The sequence below is a fragment of the Paenibacillus sp. J22P90 genome (assembly GCF_059692195.1).
Genome location: NZ_JCAUAY010000003.1, coordinates 691,492 through 711,134, shown reverse-complemented (window position 1 = coordinate 711,134; position 19,643 = coordinate 691,492). Strand labels below are relative to the sequence as shown.

Below are 19,643 nucleotides of genomic sequence, written 5' to 3'. Positions count from 1 at the left end.
TTCAGTTAACGCACATCATACAAATATATTCTTGGAGGGGTTCATATGAAAAAGAGTTTACTCGTATTAAGTGGTGTTCTAGCAATTAGTACTGCACTTGCAGGTTGCGGAAGTAAAAGTGAAGATAACGCAGCATCAACAACGCCAGGCAGCACAGCATCAACGAAAGCGCCTGTAACGATTAAAGTACAAGCATGGTACACAGAAGCGCAAGGTAACTGGAACAAAACAGTTGAAGCTTACAACGCTACTCACCCGAACGTAAAAGTTGTTTACGAGAGCATGTCCGAGAAAGGCGATTCCCAAGAAGGGATGAAAAAGCTTGATCTACTAGCTGCTTCCGGCGAGCAAATGGACGTAGTTATGTACTCCAGCGCTTCTGACTTTGCACAACGTGTAGGTGCAGGCATTCTTGAGCCGCTTGATGCATACTTGAAAAAAGACAATATCGTTGTTAAAGACGAGTACAAACTTGATCCAGTTGTTAACGGGAAATACTACGCTTTGCCTGGTAAAATGATCGAGTGGTTCGTTCTTTTGAACAAAGACAAATTAGATGCTGCTAAGCTTCCTGTTCCAACAGAATGGACTTGGAATGACTATGCGGAATATGCAAAAAAATTGACTTCTGGTGAAGGTGCAGCGAAACAATACGGTTCCTACTTCCACAACTGGAAAGACTACGCGCTTCTTGGTTTGAACAACAACATGGATAACCCGTACCTAGTTAAATCCGATGGTACTGAGAACATCGACAACCCGCAGGTTCGTTTCTCCTTGAACCTACGTAACCAAATGGAAAACGTCGATAAATCATCGGTTCCTTACTTCGAAGTTGTTTCGCAAAAAATGGCTTACCGTGACGTATTCTACGCAGGTAAAACAGCTATGCTAGCAACAGGTAACTGGATGGTTGGCGAGCTTTCCCAAAACGCGAAGTTCAACACGGTATTTGCGCCATATCCGAAATATGATGCAAAAGATGCAAACGGTCTAACAGAAGTTGGAGCTGACTTCATGGGCGTTGCTGCAAACTCCAAGAACAAGCAAGCTGCTTATGACTTCGTGAAATGGTACACGACAGAAGGTATTCAAACGCAAGGTCTGTTCTTCTCCGGTTGGAAGAAAGCGGACATTAATAAAAACGTAGACGCGATCCTAGCAAGCGGCAAGCCAGAAGTTGTAGCTAAAATCGACAAAGCTTCCTTGCTATCTACTTTGAAAGTTAACAAAGCTACGAAATTGGTTGTTCCTCCAACATACGCATTGCAACAAGAGAAAGAATACTTGACGCAAGTTGAGTTGTTCTTGACTGGCAAGCAAGATCTGGAGAAAACGATCTCAACAGCTAAAGCTAAAATTGAAGACATCAGAAAGAGCAACGCGAAGTAATCGGTAACGATTTCCATGCTTTGCTGTTATAATGAGTTGAGGAAGCAAGAGGAGGCCCTGGTGGCCCCTCTTTTTCCCATTTTCAACGGGAAGGGAAGGGCCCCTCTTTGCTAAATTGGTTTCGAGCTTTATCATTGCGTAATAAATTAGTACTCACGATTTTAATATGTCTGGTCTTGCCATCGATAGTGTCGATGAATGTGTCGAGTTTGTTTACTAGGGATGCGGTTCGATCGCAGGTGGCGGATAATGCGCGACAATCGATGCGTATTGCAAATCAGATAGTAACTGGACAATTGAAGAATATGTTGAATATGATAAATTTCGTTCAATTTGATGTGGATCTGCGGGAACCCATATTGAACTTAAGTCATGCGGATGAAACAACCTCCATTGGAGATCTATATATCAGTAAGATAACGATAGAAAATCGAATCGATACTTTCATTCGTCCGTTGGAGAATTTAGTAGTAACGTTACTTCTTCCGAACGGGCAGTATTACGCGACCTACATGACGACTAATTTTGAGCCGAAATCCTTTTTTGAGAAAGCGTGGATGCGTGATGTCATGCAGTCTAATGGCTACAGTGTGAATTGGATTGGAGCTGAGCTTAATTATAGTCAGCAGTCCTCAAAATCCTATCTGTTAGAAGCTGTTAAGCCACTTCGTCTCAATGGTGCAACGTATGGGTATGTCATTGTGGGTCTCGAAACGAGTGTTCTCCAGAAATTATTTGCACAGTATGAAGATAAAGAATCGATGGTTATCATAGATGCACACGGTAAAATTTTGGTAGACAAGGATTCAAGTCAGATCGGAAAGCCTTTCGCCTATTATGATCAACTTCCTGCAGAAGAGGGTTCTTCCTTCGTGAAGGTAGCCGGTGAAGAATATATATTGCAGAGTGCGCAAGTCACGCCGGAGTGGAGGCTTGTGAACATGACACCATATAAGGCAGCAGCCCAGCAAATTGAATCGTTTCGTAAGACAGATTTCGCGATTCAATTGGTATTTCTGATGCTGTTTGCAGTTGTGCTTCTTTATGTCGTAGGATCGCTAACAAAGCCTATCGCAAGGCTTGTACAAACGGTAGTCCGCATTGAATCCGGTCAGTTGAGTGAACGTTCTAATATTAGCGGCGGGGATGAAGTCGGACGACTGGGGTATGTTTTTGACCGCATGATTGATCGCATCGAGCTGACGCTCTTTGAGAATAAGCGAGAGCAGGAGCTCAAGCGCAAGGCAGAGCTGGCGATGCTGCAGGCGCAGATTAATCCGCATTTTCTTTTTAACGTGTTGAACTCGATTCGGTTGAAAATCATGATGAAGGGCGACGAGGAAAATGCGGAGCTGATCTCCTCATTGTCCGCTTTGCTACGGATGACCATCAATCGAAATAACGCGTATATCACGCTCCATGAAGAGATCGGCATTAACGAGCATTACGTACGTCTTTTGAACTCGAGGCATGGAGATCGGGTTGTCCTTCGGGTATTCGCGGCTTCGGACACCTTGCTTATTCAAATCCCGCGGTTCCTATTACAACCTCTCATTGAGAACGCGTATATTCATGGGCTTAAAAGTAAAGCAGGTGAAATTACGATCAGTTCCCGAATTGCAGAGGATGATCGGCTGCAAGTGGAGATCCAGGATTCCGGTGTTGGGATGACGCCAGAGCGACTGTTAGAGCTTCGCCATCACTTGGAGGCTGCGCCAACGATGGTTGTTGAGGAAGAAGCAAGCAGTCCAACCTTATCAGGTATTGGTTTGCATAATGTTTTTGAGCGCCTACGCATGATCTATGGACATCGATTTGATTACGACATTGAAAGCACGCTTGGTCATGGAACTCAGATCATTCTACGTTTTCCACAGCAACCTGAGAAGGAGGTGTGACCTATGTACACCGTCATGATTGTAGATGATGATATCCCTGTTCTTGAATTTTTGAAAACGACGATCAAATGGGAGGATCTCGGCTATCATTTGACTGGCGTTTATGCGAATCCGGTGGAAGCCTTGAAGGCCGGGCAGCAAGCCAAGACAGATGTGCTGATCAGCGATATCGGGATGCCGGAGATCAATGGGCTGGAGCTGATCAAGTCCCTCCGTCAGGAGGATCCGAACTTGAAGGCTGTCATTCTTTCCTGCCACGACGAATTCCACTACGCTCAGGCTGCGGTTAAGCTTTCGGTGAGTGAATATATATTGAAGGAAACGATGAATGTCAGTAATATTACCGAGGTGCTGGTCAGGCTCAAGGAACAGTTGGATGCGGAGGATCGGCAGCAGTCGAAGAGCCGTAAGCTCGAGAAAGAAGTTTCTCAGCAGCGCGGAGCGTCGAAACGCCAATTTATACGCAGCACAGTGAATGAGCCCTTGTTCGATGCCGTGGAGTGGAGTGCCAAAGCGGAGGACTTCGGGATCCAGCTTACGAAGCATGCGGTGCTGCCTGTATTCGGCTACGCCAATCGGGTGAAAGAAGCGAACAGTCGATTTCAATCGACAGATTTGTTCGAGTACACGATTCAGAATATTGTCGAAGAGCTTCTCGTTGATCAAAAAGAAGTGATCCTATTCACGTACGATACAGGCGAAATTGTGCTGTTATTTCCTCATTTTTCTGAGCTGCATGTGAATAATAGCCAGAAGATGGAGCAGACACTGCGACAGCTGCAGACGTGCCTGCAGAAGTATGCAAAAATATCGTTTTCATTCATCACCGGTACGCCTGTGAAGGATGTTCGGGCATTGAAGGATCAGTTAATTCGCATGGTGGAAGCGAAGCCGATTCGATTCTATATGCCAGAATCCTCGATCACAAAGCTTGAGCATATGCGCTATGGCTTCGGTGATGGCGGGGAGCTGCTGGCGCAGTACGCGCAGGCGCTGGACGAGTTCCGCAACGTGGTTTTCGATGAGCGCGCGGAGGGGATTGAGTCGTTCGTCTCGAAATGGGTCGATTTCATCCAGTACAATCGATTCCGCCCTTTGGAGGTCAAGGATTGGCTGCTGAAAATGATCCTCGACGTGCGGATGCGCCTCAAGTCGCTGCAACATTATCAATCGACGTTTTCCTCGGAGCTGCTGCACCACGATGTGCACGAACTGTCTTCCATCCGCGAATTGGAGCTATGGCTCAAGGACTATTTGCACCAAGCCATTCAATGGGCGGGACAAGTGTACAGAGAGTCGCATAATCGTGAAATTCTGGAGTGTCAGCGATTCGTGTACAGCCATTTGGATACGAAAATATCACTCGAGGACGCCGCGGCACATCTGCATCTGCATCCGAGCTATTTGAGCCGCTTGTTCAAGCGGGAAACTGGTGAGAATTTCATCGAGTACGTCACGCGGATGAAGATGGAGAAAGCGAAGGAGCTGCTGGAAATCACCGACAAAAGCGTGGAACAAATCTCCGACATGCTCGGCTACGAGAATAAGAACTACTTCGGCAAGCTGTTCAAGGCGCATACGGGCTTTGTGCCGAATGCGTATCGGGGGCAGACGAAGGGGAATTAGGCCGGGGAGCGTTATCAACACTGAAAACTGCAAAAGTGCAGTTTTTTTGTTTTTTTTCGCCCTTTGGAGGGGCAAAGATGCAAATAGGCAGTTATTTTGGCTAAAATGGGGGCTAATCCTCATTTGAGGCTAAAATAGTTGCCTTTTCGCATCAATTTCCCATTTTTGCTCGTTATAGGATGAAAAAGGTTGCACTTTCGCATTTCTGACGGCGGGAATTGAACATGCGTTACTTCCTTGGTTTCATCCACCGAATCTCCGCTCCAGATAACTTATCGGCAATTAAGTTGCCGTCCCTATCAAAGGCACGGATCGTCCAATTAGCCTCTGTGTATTCATCAACTACGAAAAAAGCATAATTGTTGCTAACCGCAGCCATGTGGTAATGATCAGGGTTTGCTTTCACATCATCCAAAGTCAATTTGTATGGAACTAATGGGGTTAATCCTTGCATGTGATTCCCCAGCACGACATAGCTAATCGCGGATTCGGGTGCAGTTCTCACCCCTACGAGAAAGCTGTCTTCCGATTTTGCCCCCTTTGCTATTCCCGTCGCTAGAAAGGGTTTGCCTTCTTCCATGAAATGACTACTCGAACCTCCATCAAATCGATAAAAGACCCCCAAACATCGCTCTACTTGAGCAACACCAAATGTATGAGTAGCCACATCTTCATATAGCACTGCTTTTCCATATACCGTATCGTTGGACATGACGATTTGAACTTTTCCTGGCAGCGTGCTAGTTGGGGTTAAGTGATAACCGTTAAATAAACAAAACAGGGTAATCAGCGTTACAAAAACAGCGCCTACAACGAATAGCCTCTTTAGCTTCTTCATTTTCTCCCTCGCTATCTTTGATTTAATCTACATTTTATGGAAGTACTCTCATTAAAACGATAAAAATTGGAAAAAGTTGCGGTTCATCAGTCTGGGGGCGGAGCAGCCTTTCATTCTGACGTTCCTTACTGGGAACGGAATCGTTTAGTAATATGTGAAACCCTCCGTAAGGAAGCTGTGAGTCAGTAGTTATAGGTAAAATAACTTGCAAAAAGAGATGGCCCGTTGTGGCCATCTCTTTTAATGATTAGGATTGATTGTTGGTCATTCCGACACCTTATGCCCCTCAGACCCCTCGTAAGCACTCAAAATCGCAGTCAACAAACCCGGGAACCGCTCCTCCAAATCAGCCTTCCGCAAGGACAAAAAGCGCTGGGTCCCCTGTACGCGGACGTGCACTACTCCTGCTTCACGCATCGTGCGCACATGGTGGGACATCGTTGATTTCACGATGGGGACCTCAATGCCACCGCAGGTGCATTCCCCTAATTTACAGATTTCAGAGATGATAGATAACCGAACAGGATCGCTTAACGCATAGAGGACGGACGAGAGGTGCATATCTTTTTTGTCCGGGTGAAATAGTACTTTCATGATGTTTCCTCCTCGTTAAAAGCGTAGTGATTGCATTTTAACATACTCCATGTTATATTTCTATTGTTCGATAATAATCGAACTTACAAACTAGATATATAAAACCATGGAGTGGAGGAACAACCATGACAAATTCCCATACAAATCAAGAAACAAACGCTGCTGAGGCGTTGTTCAAGCCTTTTACACTAGGAAATCTTAACTTAGCCAATCGAGTCGTGATGGCACCGATGACGCGAGCTTTCTCGCCAAATGGTGTCCCTGGGCAAGACGTGGTGGACTACTACCGCCGCCGCGCGGAGAATGGTGTTGGTCTTATTATTACCGAAGGTACGCTGATCAATCACCCAGCGGCAACGGATACTCCCAGCGTCCCTAACTTCCATGGCGAAGAGGCGCTCGCAGGCTGGAAACGCGTGGTCGATGCGGTGCATGAAGCGGGAGGAAAGATCATGCCGCAGCTTTGGCATATCGGGATGACCCGCAAAAACGGATCGCTTCCGCACCCAGAAGCGCCATCCATTGGACCGTCAGGCCTCACGTTAACGGGCGAAAAAGTGAACGAGCCGATGACGCAGGCCGACATCGATCAAGTTGTGCAAGCTTTCGCGCAAGCGGCAGGGGATGCGAAACGGATCGGCTTTGACGGCATCGAGCTGCATGGCGCCCACGGTTACTTAATCGATCAGTTCCTATGGGAGAAAACGAATCAACGCACGGATAAATACGGTGGCAGTTTGCTGGCTCGCACGCGTTTTGCCGTGGAGATTATTGAAGCTTGCCGCGCAGCAGTAGGGCCTGATTTTCCGATTATGATTAGGCTGTCGCAATGGAAATCTGCCGAGTATACAGCGAAACTTGCCGCAACGCCTGAGCTGCTGGAACAACTGCTCACTCCGCTCGTTGAAGCTGGTGTGGATATTTTCCACTGCTCGACCCGCAGGTTCTGGGAACCCGAGTTCGAAGGATCTACCCTTAATTTTGCAGGCTGGGTGAAAAAATTAACAGGCAAGCCGACGATTACTGTAGGATCGGTCAGTCTAGATGATGAGTTCATGGGCTCCTTCCGTGGAAAAAGCGCAGGGACAGCCGACATCAACGAGCTGCTCGTTCGCCTAGAGCAAAATGAATTCGACCTCGTCGCCGTAGGACGCGCACTATTAGTTGACCCTGCTTGGGCTGACAAGGTCCGCAATGGACGTTTCAATGAATTACTGCCGTTTACTCCTGATGCGCTAGGACGGTTGTACTAATCCCATAATACAAAAGAAGCTGCCCATTAGAAGGCAGCTTCTTCTTGTACCACAACTCAGTAATTCGTACGCGCAAACGTCGCATCACTCTTCACAGTTGCCGTGCTAGAAGCATTAATAACCTCGACCCTCAGCACATAATTATAATGGCGGATGTAGTAGGTAGGCGCGCTGTAGGATTGGAACGAAACTTTGCTGCTGTCCGCCCATCCGGCAACGAGGTTGAAGGTCGCATCTTGATTAAAAGCTGTCGTCCCATCAAATTGGGCAAGGACGATCTGGTTGCTGGCGTTTTTCCGGATAAAATAGCCTGGGAAATTGATCGACTCCAGCGACACACTTGAGGCATTCGCTAAACCTGGCACCACGCGGAATTGAGAGTCCAGAGCAGGCGACACGTTAGGATCGATCCGCAGTGTGTAGTTAGAGTGGCGTACGAAGTACGTTGGGAAGTTGTGCGACGCAAATTTACTGTAGCCTGTGGCATCGGCCGTCGATGGTCCGAAGAGACGAACCTCGTATAAGGTTGGCGTATACCAGTTAGAAGGATTGTTGAAAAGCACAGCATTTACAAGATTAATCCGTACATACCTTGCCGTAAAGTGTACCTTATCGGTTGTAAAACCATAAGCCGTATTCGTCGTGCGATCGATCGTGGCGTAGTTGACGCCGTCGTTGCTGATCTCGATTTTATATTTGTGATAGCCTTCCGAGCCTTTATATAAAAACCAAGAGATATCGACCTCGGTAATCGTCTTCGGTGCTCCGAAATCGACCTGCCACCACGCAGGCCATGTAGCGCTGGAAGCAGCCCACGAGCTTTGGGCATTGCCGTCAAGCGCATTAGCAGCGGAAGAGCTGGCTGCGGTTGAGCTTGCAGTGGCGGTTTTGCCTGTGGCGTGATTCACGTGCGTTGGTAGTGTGACAGTGCCAGTTACGGCGTCAATGCTCCAAGAGCTGTACCAGTTCAACGTAGCGGAAGCGCTCGTATCATTCAGGGTCAGCGGCAGCCAAATGTATTTGTGGTCGCTCAAGTTAAGCGGATTCCAACGGTCAGCCATATAGATGTAGCTAGTCGTCGAGCTGCCAGTGACCGTCATAATATTCTCGATTTGCGTGGCGTAAGCTGCAGGATCCCCGAATGGCGAAAGCGCAGACCATGTTCCAGTCATTGAAGTAGCCGTCGCGTAAGCTCCTTGATTCGGATACCAGCCAGAGGCTTGTGAGGTGAATAGGTAGTAGGTGTTGTTCTTTTTCACAACAGCAGGTGCTTCGCGATAGCCGTTCTCGAAAATCCAGCCAACAAAAGTTGAAACGTTAGTATAGCTGGAATTCAGTTGGAAAATCGCCATCGTGTCGTTGGCGCCGCCGTTTTTGCGGGAAGCCGTCACGAGGTAGGCGGAACCATTGGAGTCAGCGAACACCGTCATATCACGGGATTCATAGTTCAGCGGGCGGAAGCTGCCTTGGTAGGTGAAGTTTCCGTTCGGTGTAGAGCTTGTAGCAACAGCCACGCGTCCCAAGCTATAATCGGTGCCATTTTCGTAATGTGCCCATAGGACATACATGCCTGTAGTGGCATTATAAATGACTTTCGGACGCTCGATTTTACTCGAGTTTAACTCGGTGGCTGAATTTTTCGTGAGGATGGCGTTGCTGAAGGTCCAGTTTTTGAGATCGGTTGAGGTATACACATTTACACTATCAAACGTTCCGCTCACCGCATGCTCGCCATACCAGTAATACGTCGATCCTACTTTTAAAATATTGCCGCTTCTCGCCTGAATCTCATTGCCCGCCGTATCGGTCCAGTCAGAGCCATTCGAGATGGTGACACTTGCCGCACTTGCTTGATGCGGGACAAGAGCCAAAAACAAGGCAGCCAACAAAGCATACATCAGAGCGGTGAGCGTACGTCTTGTGTAGATATTCATTCGTTAATTTCCTCCTTCAATGAGTGGGATGACCGTTATTCAGCTTTCGCTGAGCTCGGGTCTACACTACATCGTATGGCCATTTGTAAGCGTTTACAACTGAACGAAAATGATATTCATGAACAATGTTGCGGAGCGGTGTATGAAGTTTGTGCAGGTACCTATAAATAACTGATATGATGAGGGGGAGATCGGTTAATGATCGTAGTAGAGCAAAAGGAGGGGCTGTCCATGGTCACTGTGCAGCGCAAGCAATCGAAGCAGTTGTTGACGAAAGCGAGTGGCTTTCTTGAAGGATATACACATACGCTAAACCCGTACACGGGCTGTGCATTCGCTTGCTCGTATTGCTACGTGCGGCAGATGCCAGTAGCTTTGTTCCGCAGCGAAGCCTGGGGCAGCTGGGTTGACGTGAAAGAGAACGCGCCAGCGCTTCTCGCCAAAGAGCTGGCACGGGCCAAAAGCAAAGGGCCCGTCACGATCTTCTTCTCTTCGGCGACGGACCCGTATCAGCCGATCGAATACAAGGAGCGGCTCACCCGCGCGCTCCTTGAGGTGATGTCCGTGCTGCAGCCGGACTTCCTGTTCGTGCAAACCCGCAGCCCGCTCGTGACGCGGGATGCGGACCTGCTGCAGCTGCTCGGCGAGCGCGTGCGAGTCAGCATGACGGTGGAGACGGACCGCGAGGATGTCCGTCGCGCGTTCACACCAGCCGCGCCACCGATTGCGGCGCGGCTAGAAGCACTTCGCGAGCTCGCCACTCGCGGGATTCCCGTGCAGGCCACGATAGCGCCAGTGCTGCCAAGCTCGGATGGCTTCGCCGAGCGGCTGGCTGGCATCGTGGATCGGGTGTGCATCGACGATTATTTCATGGGCGATGGGGCTGGAGGCAGGCGCACGGAGCGTATCGGCGTGCGTAAGATCTACGACGCGCTGGGGCTGACCGACTGGTACAGTCGGGATGCGTATCGGCGCGTGCACGAACAGCTCCTGCGGCATTTTCAGCAGGAGCGTGTTTTCATCAGCCAGGAGGGATTTCTTCCTGGCTAGCCCTTCAGACCGTCTTTTCGCGCAGCCGCTGCTTAAACTCCTTCGGAGAGCACTGGTTATAACGCTTGAATAGCTTGTAGAATTGAGCCATGTTTTGAATGCCGGCTTCATAACTGATTTCCATCATGCTGAGATCCCCTGTGAGCAGGAGGCGCTCGGCTTTTTTGATACGTTTGTAATTAACATAATCAATGAAGGATAACCCCATCACTTTTTTAAAATACTTAATAAAGTAATGATAGCTCAAATTCAAAATACGGCACACATCTTCGACGGTAATTCGCTCTGTTAAGTGCTCGTCGATATAGTTCAGTGCTGGCCGCAGGCGTGAGATACCGGAATCCTCCGTCAGCCCTGCCAGATCACGGGTGTCGTTTCGCAGCAAAAGCAGCAGCAGGTGCTTGATGGCAGCGACTATGGCAAGCTCATAGCCAAGCTTCCGAGATTGTGATTCCTCATAAATTTGCAGAATGAGCTGGTAAGCACTTGCTCTGACGGCAGGCTTCGATCGGAAAAGTGCATTAAAAGGCTCAAGCGAATGCGTCAGCTCTGAAAATAAATGCAAATAAGCGAGCGTACTCAGGTCAAAATGCTGCGTAAGATCAATTTGAAATACAATTTGATGCAGCGGCTCTTCCGAGTATTTATGTGTGCGATGAGGCTGGGAGGAGCCGAGCAGCATGACATCTCCAGCCTCCATGATCGTATAGGCATCCATGGTTTGGATGGCGAGTTGCCCTTGGGTCACGACGAGAAACTCCACCTGCTTATGCCAATGCCAAGTCCAAGGATCAGGCAAATCGCATTGGGGGTAGTCATGTTTGATTTCCCATATTTTTAAGAAAAGAAGCGGGTTCTGGTACACGACTTCTTCATTTCGAATTTCATTTAAGTTGGCGGGACTAAGAGCAGGGTTCATAGGTAAGAATACCTCACTAGGGCTGGACATTTTTCAATAGGAAAAAGATTAAGGATTGTAAGTGTTTATCCCCTTCAGTATAACATTGCAAGGCATGGGATGACACTATTGCATAGGAACTTGGCACAATTCTGCCTTTCCTTGGCGCTTAGGAAAACCTATACTCAGAAGTAAGAATGAATACGCTATCTTGGAGGCACGAATAATGAGCAGAACATTAAATGTAACCGTTTGGAACGAGCATCGTCATGAAAAAGAAAATGAAAAAGTTCGCGCGGCCTACCCGCAAGGTATCCACACGGCAATTGGCGAGGGCTTGAGCGGTTCCGTCCAAGTCACTTATGCAACATTAGATGATCCCGAGCATGGTTTGTCGGAAGAGGTTTTGAACAATACGGACGTCCTGATTTGGTGGGGACACAAAGCGCATGGTGAGGTTCAAGACGAAATCGTAGCACGCGTTCAAAAACGTGTTTGGGCAGGCATGGGCCTCATCGTACTTCACTCCGGGCACTTCTCGAAAGTGTTCAAAACGCTCATGGGCACATCCTGTGATCTTAAATGGCGCGAAGCAGATGAGAAAGAACGTCTGTGGGTTGTTGCACCAGGCCACCCGATCGTGGAAGGCATTGGCGAGTACATTGATCTTGAGGCAGAGGAAATGTACGGCGAGCATTTTGATATCCCGCAACCAGACGAGCTGATTATGGTTTCCTGGTTCGAAGGCGGCGAAGTATTCCGCAGCGGTTGCACGTTCCACCGTGGGAATGGGAAAATTTTCTACTTCCGTCCAGGTCACGAAACGTACCGCACGTACTACAATGAACAAATCCGCCGCGTGATCTCCAATGCTGTTCAGTGGGCTGCACCATCGACGCGTGAGTACCCGAAATACGGCAACCACAAGCCGTTGGAAGAGATTAAAGCGAAGGTAAAAGCGTAAAATACGTAGTGCAGAGCATACTCCGGGGTTATGGGGGTATGCTTTTCGTTTTTTGTAGTCTAACGACATAAAAGTCCCTATTAAGAACCTTGATAAATCAAGGTTCTTTTCTGTTTGAGGGATATTCTTGTCGTTTTTTTTTCGACAAGAATATCCCTCAATAACAAATTGGCGACAAGAAAGTCCCCTGAATGTGAACAATTAGGTACTACCCGCGGTCGTTCTTTAATAGGTAATTGGAAATGGAATATAAAAAGGAGGATGAAGCCCAAGCGAAGGCGCGGGAGCGCTCTTTTTATTAAACTAAACGTCCAGGATAGTTTAAGATTATGCGCAGAGAGCCGTATCATAAATGACAGCTAGATTTTGAAACTAAATGGAACCGTGAGGCGAGCAATCTATGCAATTTTGCATTTCACTTATATAAATCTAATCAAAAATGTAGGTAGCTTTGGAGAAGGAACAGCAGCAGAGGATTTTGGAATTTCTCAAAAAGTCCTTTGATCCTGAGGGTGAGATCTACTTTTTAGCAGTAGCAGCTTTGCAGAACGCCGTATGTAGCTACAAGCAGCTGGCCAATCCATTTGGTGATGGGAGAGTTTTAATTGAACGGTTACCTATGTGACAGAATAAGCATCAGCATTGGTTTACGCCAATTTTGCCACTCGGTCGAGTTCTACTGCTGGAATACGTACTGTTGAATCACCTTCGCTACGGCATGATCTCCATTCGTGTAAGGAAGGGTAATATCGGCAGCCAACTTGACCTCTTCCATTGCATTGCCGACAGCGATCCCTAGCCCCGCGGCTTGGAGCATATAAATATCGTTCGGGCCGTCGCCGACCGCGATAACTTCATCCATGCTTATTTGCAGCAGAGCGCATACTTCTTTAAGGCGCACTGCTTTGCTGATTCCTTTCGGGGTGATCTCAATATTTTTTACCGAGGAGCTGCTGACCTCCACCTCTGACCAGTCGGTCATGATACCGCGGATTTCATCCAGCTTCCCGAGCTCGTCGCTGTGGAATAAAAACTTCATCCACATCTCGTTGTCTTCCTCACTGGAAGGCTCGAAATTACGGCACAGTCCGCGTGACAGCTCATAGCCTAAATACGTGACACCATACTGCCTGGCTAAATCTATGCACTGATTCATACAGGTTCGCGGTACGAACTGCCGGTCGAGCAGCTCGCCGGGCTGCCGCCATACTTCGCTCCCATTCATCGCAATGAACGGGTGCTGCAGCTTCAGCCGATCCAGATGGGGCTGCGCTGTTTGTCTGCCACGACCCGTGGCGATTATGACGATGACACCGGCCTCATCGGCTTTTTGAATCCAATGGATGTTCTCATCCGATAGTATCCCCTCTTCATTCAGCGTAGTTCCATCCAAGTCCAATGCGATCAGTTTGTAGCCACCCATACGCCATCACTCCTTTAGTTTTGATCATTATTATGATTAATTATATCAAATGAATTTGTTATTTCAATTAAATTGTTGAAAATGATCAAACATAATCATTAAATAATGAATATATTGATTGATTTTATTGATAAAATGACAAAATTTTAAAAAAATGATCATCAATCATTTTGTATTCCAAATTTCGATCATTCACGGTATACTATTCAGGAGAATATACCATAAGTTTGATAAAGAGGACGGAAATTAGACGAGATGGATAAAAGAGATAAGCGTCTTGCGCAAATATTGGATTTAATTGATCAACATAGCGATCAGGTAACGATCGAGCATTTCTGCACAGAGCTAGGAGTGTCTCCAGCAACAGTGCGGAGGGATCTAACTCATTTGCAGGAAACCGGCATGATTATGCGGGTGAGCGGAGGAGCGGTCCGCATCGAGCCCGTTAGCGCCACAACCTCCGTTTCCGATTCCCACGGCGCTCCTACCGAACAAGACTCCGATATTCTGCTCGAGGAAAAGCGGCGAATCGCGCAGGCGGCTGTTGCCTTAATCGAACCGGGGGATACGGTGTTTATTGACGGAGGCACCACGAATCTCGAAATCGCCCGTAAAATAACGGAGCTTTCATACGTGTCCGTCATCACGACGAGTATACAAGCGGCATACATTCTTAGCGCCAATCCGGAAATAACGGTTATTGTATGCGGGGGGCATATGAAGGAGATCGAAGCTGCAGAGAGCACGATTGCTCCGCTTGCCGAGAAGGTTATCGCACATTTTCGCGCTAAGATGTGTTTCTTGAGCACGCTCGGCATTCATACGAAGAATGGAATAACAACGCCATACCTATACACCGCACAACTCAAAAGATTAATGATGCAAAACTCCGCCAAATCCGTCCTGGTCATGGACCATACGAAATTCGGCAAGACGTATTCGGCTTTTGTTTGTCCGGTCGAGCAATTCGACTATATTATTACAGGAACATCCTCCCCTGAAGATGATGTCGCCGCGCTCCAAGCGAAAGGTGTTTCCGTCGTACTCGTTTAGGATATGAGGCAATACACATGTCAAATTGGATAAACGGCTACGCTTCCTCTCGGATGCAGTCTGAAGAAAGTTTATTCCTGTAAAAATACCGCTAAAGGAGGTTGACGACGGTGCTTCAATGGCTCATTGCGGCAGCGTTTACCGTGATAGGTCTCATGGTAATCGCTCCGCTTGCTTATTTTGTATGGATGCATACCGCCAGGCTGAGAGGCCGCGATGCGGATGCACTGATCGTGCTTGGCTACCGGTGCGACGACAATCAGATTCACCCGCTGCTGAAGGAAAGGCTGGATACGACGCTTATGCTGTTCCGGACATACAAGTTCCGGTACATTATGCTGTCCGGTGGCGCGGTCAAATCGTCGACGACGGAAGCGGAAATTATGCGCGATTACCTGCTCGGCCAAGGGGTACCGGAAGATCGCATGATCTTGGAGTCGCGCTCCCGCAACACGGTGCATAATCTCGTCAACTGCAAGCTGATAATGCAGCAGCTTGGCATAATCACCTGTGTGCTGGTGTCCAATTCGTTCCATATTCGCCGGATGAACTACATCATGAAGGCGCTGCAGATTCCGGCTGATCTGTATGCGAAGCGCAATTGGCCGCAGTTCATTCCGGACCAATGGAAGTTGACGTTCAGAGAAATTCATAATTATAAAATGACATTGCCGTGGATTAAGGAAGCTTTAAGTATGGACACACCTAGCATGATGGGGAAAGAAAACGGCAGAATGTCACAGTGATCATACAGCTTTAAACAACAATCGGTTTCGAACGGCAGGCGAAATGGTCTGCAGTCCGAAACCGATTGTTTTTTCTTTTAATCAGCAACGTCCCGAATATCGACATTATCAATAAAGCCGGCATACGTCCCAATTCCGTTAGCTCTGAATCGTAGCTTAAAGTTCGCGTTGTTGCTCGCTCCAGCAGGCAGGTAGTGTGTCTCGAACTTGTATTCGTCTACCGTCTTGTCGATCGTCGAGATTTGATGCCATGCCGACCCGTCATACCATTCGGCGATAATCAGATCGTCCGCCGCCATGTTAGGGCTCGCTCTCCAGGCATAATCAACTGCGATGGTGTTCGTCTTGTTGGCCGTGCTTTGCGACTTCGTGATGGAGTCGCTGTCCGTAAGCCTGACGGCTGCAGCGCTGCCTAGGAACGTATACAACGTGGCAAAATCAGCTCCGCTGTTAGTCCAGCCAGTGAAATTTTGATCATCGAAATCGTCTTCAAATAGGTAGTTTTCCAGATAGACCCGAACATCGTCTACGTACATATGAATTTTGCCGTCCGTAGCAGAGAAAGCAATGCCATAGAAGTTGGCGTCATCCAGGACGTCCAGCAAATTCAGGTCGTAATTGACGAAACTTTCGGCGCTGTTTCCGAAATCAATCAGGGTGTTATTATAGTACGTCCGAAACGTGCCTTTCCGTGTGTTGACGTCGAACTTAACCGTGAACCAGGTGCCTGGGGTAAAATCGACGACCTTAGTGCCTTCATAATTGGAATTGCCAAGATTGCGCAAATACATGTGAGTGGAATCGAAGGAAGCATATACAAGCCTTGTTCCGTCCTTCTGCATAATGACCATCTCACCTGCAAGAGCATCGGGGTTGTCCGCCATGGCTGATATATACAGACTGGCTACCACTCGTACAATGCCTATAAACGGTTTATCGTGACTAAGCTTCATTTGAATTTTGGCGCTGTCGCCTGATGCATTGTATTCGGTTCCGTTCCGGTCTATCTTGGCATAATGGGAGGTCGAACTGTTCGTATACAGCGTTACACTGCCGCCTTCCTTGGACCCGTCGGTTAGCTGTGTGCCGTCGAACAAGCCTTCTTCGATCGTCCAGCTGGATAACGGATTGGCGCTTTCAAACGTGGCGTTGAATATCCGCGTATAGTCCGTTGAAGGGAATACCGAATCTTCTGTGCCCAAAGCTTTGTTCTCATCAAGCTGACTGCCATAGCTGTACGTGCTGTTTAGCGGCACATCGGACTTGTTGAAAGACAATGTCGTACCGTTGGTCGTCATCACAATCGTGCCCTGCTCTCCGACCCGGAATACTTTTGTATCGTTCCCGTACAGCAGGTCCAATACGGTCTTGGAAGGCGCTCTAGCACTTCCGTCGTTACGTGCCACATCGGAAGGGAATACGGCGAACTCAGGATCGACTTCACTTACTAATGCCGTAGAGGTCGATGTATTGGAGCCGTGGTGGCCAACTTTCAGTACATCCGATTTCAACACTGAAGTGCTGTAAGCATTCGTCATCTCCTTCTCGGACGTCAAGCTTTGATCACCGGTAAAAAGGATTGATTTATTCTTGTACGTAAGCTTCATCACTAGAGAGAAATCGTTAATATCTTCATAATAACTGCCTGGATTGCTGCTGACAGGGTTCGTTCTAGCTGGTCCAAGTACTGTCAGAATCAATTCATTATCCACATTAAATATATTCGAATTCAATACAGGATGGGTGATCGACTTTCCTTTGGCCGCCAGCGCGTTCTTGACCTCGGTTGTCGTCGATGCTTCAACGAGCTCCTTTGGCTGGTAATACACCCCTACATTATAGGAGTTGATGATATCCTCCATACCGCCTATATGATCGGCATGGCTGTGGGTGCCGAATACGTAGTCGATCGTTGAGCCGGTCGAAAAGCCTAAGCTTGTTAAATACGACTTAACCCGATCGACATCATCCGTATGTCCACCATCTATGAGCATCTTCTTGCCGTTTGGCAGCTCAACGAATATCGCATCCGCCGAGCAGTCCACATCGATAAAATGTACCTTCAAGTCCCCGGTAACCGAAGCGCTGGATGGCGTACTGCCGAATAATCCCAAACTCATGAGTAATAAAGCCGACATTACTATCATTTTTAAAGCTAGTTGTCTCATAACTTAACCTCCTGAAACAATTTTTTATTGTATAGTCAGTCTGTAATGATGGGAGTGGAACACCTGCCTGATGAAGGAATAGTATGTGGTGCTGATAGGGTGTAACCCTTCCGTCCCGGCAAGGCCAGGACGGAAGGAAGAATACGGTACAGTGGAGTAAGAAGGGGTGTGATGGGTTATTTTTTGTAGCGTTCGTATGAGGCTTGGTTGACTTCCATTAATTTATCGAGACCGATTTGCTTCAACTTCGCCAGGTACTCATCCCACTGGGTGAAAGGAACCTTGCCGGATACGAACTGGTCTCTCATTTCGGCGACGTACGTATTGATGTCGTTCCGGACACCCTGAACCTTGGCGTTTTCCTCGGGGGTGTACACAAAAGGAGGCCATACTTCCTTCGGCTTAAACTTGTCGACAGCCTGAGCCACTTCCATCGACATTGGCGTGATGAACTTGAAATATTTCTCGGTGATGATCGTCGGATTATCGCCGCCGTTCCAAGCCATGTACTGGCTGCTTGCATCTTGAGGGGTCAAGCCGTTCGGGTTTTTCATAATTTCGTTGATATACTCGTAATTGCCGTTTACAACATTGTAGGTTTTGCCCTCAAGTCCCATGAAGAACAAGCGGATGCCTTCTTCACTGTATAAATGATCGACCCAACGGATCGTAGCTTCCGGGTTCTTATTGGCTTTGGTGATGGCGAACGATCCGATATTGCGGATGGACGACCCGGCGACACTGAGTACTTGATGGCCAGCGGGACCTTTCAGTACGGTTTTGAGACCGGCAAAGTCGGCCAAGTTTTTCGTGCCGAAAATTGTTTCCGAAGGGCCATTGCCTCCACCGACAATGCCTTGGTCGACTTTGGCTATAATTTGTGGCGCTTTGACGGTAAATAGCTCTTTGTCAACTAGCTCTTCCTTATACAACTTGTTCAGGAACATAAGCAGCTCTTTATATTCCGGCTGTGCAGGGATAAATCTGACTTTATTGGTCTTCTCGTCGAAATCGAGGTCCGCATTGCCGTTCCCGCGGTTGAGCAGGCCGAAGGAGCCGGCAAACATGACAGACAAGCCTTTTGTGCCGTATGGAGTCGTATATGGAACTTCATCTGCCTTGCCATTTCCGTTAGGGTCTTTCTCCTTAAATGCCTTCAGCACCTGGTAAAATTCGTCCGTCGTCGTCGGCATTTTCATATTGAGCGCCGTCAGCCACTTCTGATTCAAATAAATCTTAGCGGCGACTCTTGTACCCGGGTTATCATCTATGTAAGGAAGGGTATAGATACCGCCGTCTGGCATGGTTAAGCCTTTTTTGACATCCGGCATCTTCTCGAACGTTTTCTTAATGTTGGGTCCATACTTGTCGATCAGGTCGTTCAACTTGATGAACGTGCCCTGCGAGCCATAGTTAATAATGTCGGACACGGGCAGATTGGATTTGAAGAAGACATCTGGCAAATCTCCACTAGCTAGTAATAGATTCCGCTTCTCATCGAGATTAGCAGTCGGAGCTTCTATCCAGTTTACCTTGATGCCAGTCATTTTCTCATATTCCTGCCACATCAGCATTTTATTGAATTCAACCAGTGCTGGAGGTCTGGCGGTGAAAATTTTGAGCGATACTGGCTCCGATACAATCGGCATCCCTGATGTTTTAAAATTGGATGGTAGCGGGCTTGTCTTGCTTGCTTCTCCGGTGTTCTGATTTGAACTGCACCCTGCTGTTACGCTCGTCAACAATGTTGCCGCTGCTAATGGAATACATACGGATTTTAATATTTTTCCCATGCGATAACCCCTC

At 47.8% G+C, this 19,643-nt stretch carries 15 protein-coding genes; 8 read left to right on the top strand and 7 right to left on the bottom strand.

Annotated elements, in window-relative coordinates; translation table 11 throughout:
* Window positions 1–45 precede the first annotated feature (45 nt).
* The 3 genes from AC58UX_RS13315 to AC58UX_RS13305 all read left to right on the top strand — a co-directional run bounded on the left by AC58UX_RS13315 (window position 46) and on the right by AC58UX_RS13305 (window position 4,916).
* Window positions 46–1,392 carry an ABC transporter substrate-binding protein gene (locus AC58UX_RS13315; RefSeq protein ID WP_497253291.1) on the top strand — a complete coding sequence of 449 codons (1,347 nt, stop codon included), beginning with the start codon at window positions 46–48 and terminating at the stop codon, window positions 1,390–1,392.
* A 134-nt stretch (window positions 1,393–1,526) separates the two neighbouring features.
* Window positions 1,527–3,290, top strand: a complete 1,764-nt coding sequence (locus AC58UX_RS13310) for a cache domain-containing sensor histidine kinase (protein ID WP_497253289.1) — start codon at window positions 1,527–1,529, stop codon at window positions 3,288–3,290.
* Window positions 3,291–3,293: 3 nt separating this feature from the next.
* Window positions 3,294–4,916 (top strand): response regulator transcription factor, encoded by a 1,623-nt coding sequence (locus AC58UX_RS13305; RefSeq protein ID WP_497253287.1) that lies wholly within the window; start codon window positions 3,294–3,296, stop codon window positions 4,914–4,916.
* Between the two features lie 229 nt (window positions 4,917–5,145).
* Here AC58UX_RS13305 and AC58UX_RS13300 read toward each other — a convergent pair whose 3' ends face one another.
* Together AC58UX_RS13300 and AC58UX_RS13295 are read right to left on the bottom strand one after the other, a co-directional pair.
* Window positions 5,146–5,754 carry a hypothetical protein gene (locus AC58UX_RS13300; RefSeq protein WP_497253285.1) on the bottom strand — a complete coding sequence of 203 codons (609 nt, stop codon included), beginning with the start codon at window positions 5,752–5,754 and terminating at the stop codon, window positions 5,146–5,148.
* Window positions 5,755–6,018: 264 nt separating this feature from the next.
* Entirely contained in the window at window positions 6,019–6,348 is a 330-nt protein-coding gene (locus tag AC58UX_RS13295; protein ID WP_497253283.1) for an ArsR/SmtB family transcription factor, read from the bottom strand.
* Between the two features lie 125 nt (window positions 6,349–6,473).
* Here AC58UX_RS13295 and AC58UX_RS13290 point away from each other — a divergent pair, with 125 nt between their 5' ends.
* Window positions 6,474–7,601 carry an NADH:flavin oxidoreductase gene (locus tag AC58UX_RS13290; protein ID WP_497253281.1) on the top strand — a complete coding sequence of 376 codons (1,128 nt, stop codon included), beginning with the start codon at window positions 6,474–6,476 and terminating at the stop codon, window positions 7,599–7,601.
* A 56-nt stretch (window positions 7,602–7,657) separates the two neighbouring features.
* Here the strand turns inward: AC58UX_RS13290 and AC58UX_RS13285 are convergent, their stop codons facing one another.
* Window positions 7,658–9,499, bottom strand: coding sequence for an AbfB domain-containing protein (locus tag AC58UX_RS13285; protein WP_497253666.1), 1,842 nt, complete (start codon window positions 9,497–9,499; stop codon window positions 7,658–7,660).
* A gap of 234 nt (window positions 9,500–9,733) precedes the next feature.
* Between AC58UX_RS13285 and AC58UX_RS13280 the strand changes: the two genes are divergently transcribed.
* Window positions 9,734–10,585, top strand: coding sequence for an SPL family radical SAM protein (locus AC58UX_RS13280; protein WP_497253279.1), 852 nt, complete (start codon window positions 9,734–9,736; stop codon window positions 10,583–10,585).
* A 4-nt stretch (window positions 10,586–10,589) separates the two neighbouring features.
* Here AC58UX_RS13280 and AC58UX_RS13275 read toward each other — a convergent pair whose 3' ends face one another.
* Window positions 10,590–11,504 (bottom strand): helix-turn-helix domain-containing protein, encoded by a 915-nt coding sequence (locus AC58UX_RS13275; RefSeq protein WP_497253277.1) that lies wholly within the window; start codon window positions 11,502–11,504, stop codon window positions 10,590–10,592.
* A gap of 205 nt (window positions 11,505–11,709) precedes the next feature.
* On the opposite strand from AC58UX_RS13275, the gene AC58UX_RS13270 reads away from it, so the two are divergent.
* The gene (locus AC58UX_RS13270) at window positions 11,710–12,447 is read left to right on the top strand and encodes a ThuA domain-containing protein (RefSeq protein ID WP_497253275.1); all 738 of its coding nucleotides are present in this window, start codon (window positions 11,710–11,712) and stop codon (window positions 12,445–12,447) included.
* Window positions 12,448–13,123: 676 nt separating this feature from the next.
* Here AC58UX_RS13270 and AC58UX_RS13265 read toward each other — a convergent pair.
* Complete coding sequence (locus AC58UX_RS13265) at window positions 13,124–13,870, bottom strand: HAD family hydrolase (protein WP_497253273.1); 747 nt, start codon at window positions 13,868–13,870, stop codon at window positions 13,124–13,126.
* Window positions 13,871–14,125: 255 nt separating this feature from the next.
* Here AC58UX_RS13265 and AC58UX_RS13260 point away from each other — a divergent pair, with 255 nt between their 5' ends.
* Both AC58UX_RS13260 and AC58UX_RS13255 read left to right on the top strand, forming a co-directional pair.
* On the top strand, window positions 14,126–14,923 hold the full coding sequence (locus tag AC58UX_RS13260; RefSeq protein WP_497253271.1) for a DeoR/GlpR family DNA-binding transcription regulator: 798 nt from the start codon (window positions 14,126–14,128) through the stop codon (window positions 14,921–14,923).
* Window positions 14,924–15,033: 110 nt separating this feature from the next.
* Window positions 15,034–15,669, top strand: coding sequence for a YdcF family protein (locus AC58UX_RS13255; RefSeq protein WP_497253269.1), 636 nt, complete (start codon window positions 15,034–15,036; stop codon window positions 15,667–15,669).
* A gap of 77 nt (window positions 15,670–15,746) precedes the next feature.
* On the opposite strand, the gene AC58UX_RS13250 is transcribed toward AC58UX_RS13255, so the two are convergent.
* Window positions 15,747–17,837 (bottom strand): ComEC/Rec2 family competence protein, encoded by a 2,091-nt coding sequence (locus tag AC58UX_RS13250; RefSeq protein ID WP_497253267.1) that lies wholly within the window; start codon window positions 17,835–17,837, stop codon window positions 15,747–15,749.
* Window positions 17,838–18,013: 176 nt separating this feature from the next.
* Window positions 18,014–19,630 carry an extracellular solute-binding protein gene (locus AC58UX_RS13245; RefSeq protein ID WP_497253265.1) on the bottom strand — a complete coding sequence of 539 codons (1,617 nt, stop codon included), beginning with the start codon at window positions 19,628–19,630 and terminating at the stop codon, window positions 18,014–18,016.
* Window positions 19,631–19,643 lie beyond the last annotated feature (13 nt).

Bases quoted from the DNA above. Each gene is read 5' to 3' on its own strand.
- AC58UX_RS13315 (WP_497253291.1), top strand. From the start codon at position 46: ATGAAAAAGAGTTTACTCGTATTAAGTGGTGTTCTAGCAATTAGTACT.
- AC58UX_RS13305 (WP_497253287.1), top strand. From the start codon at position 3,294: ATGTACACCGTCATGATTGTAGATGATGATATCCCTGTTCTTGAATTT.
- AC58UX_RS13300 (WP_497253285.1), bottom strand. From the start codon at position 5,754: ATGAAGAAGCTAAAGAGGCTATTCGTTGTAGGCGCTGTTTTTGTAACG.
- AC58UX_RS13295 (WP_497253283.1), bottom strand. From the start codon at position 6,348: ATGAAAGTACTATTTCACCCGGACAAAAAAGATATGCACCTCTCGTCC.
- AC58UX_RS13290 (WP_497253281.1), top strand. From the start codon at position 6,474: ATGACAAATTCCCATACAAATCAAGAAACAAACGCTGCTGAGGCGTTG.
- AC58UX_RS13285 (WP_497253666.1), bottom strand. From the start codon at position 9,499: ATGTATGCTTTGTTGGCTGCCTTGTTTTTGGCTCTTGTCCCGCATCAA.
- AC58UX_RS13280 (WP_497253279.1), top strand. From the start codon at position 9,734: ATGATCGTAGTAGAGCAAAAGGAGGGGCTGTCCATGGTCACTGTGCAG.
- AC58UX_RS13275 (WP_497253277.1), bottom strand. From the start codon at position 11,504: ATGAACCCTGCTCTTAGTCCCGCCAACTTAAATGAAATTCGAAATGAA.
- AC58UX_RS13270 (WP_497253275.1), top strand. From the start codon at position 11,710: ATGAGCAGAACATTAAATGTAACCGTTTGGAACGAGCATCGTCATGAA.
- AC58UX_RS13265 (WP_497253273.1), bottom strand. From the start codon at position 13,870: ATGGGTGGCTACAAACTGATCGCATTGGACTTGGATGGAACTACGCTG.
- AC58UX_RS13260 (WP_497253271.1), top strand. From the start codon at position 14,126: ATGGATAAAAGAGATAAGCGTCTTGCGCAAATATTGGATTTAATTGAT.
- AC58UX_RS13250 (WP_497253267.1), bottom strand. From the start codon at position 17,837: ATGAGACAACTAGCTTTAAAAATGATAGTAATGTCGGCTTTATTACTC.
- AC58UX_RS13245 (WP_497253265.1), bottom strand. From the start codon at position 19,630: ATGGGAAAAATATTAAAATCCGTATGTATTCCATTAGCAGCGGCAACA.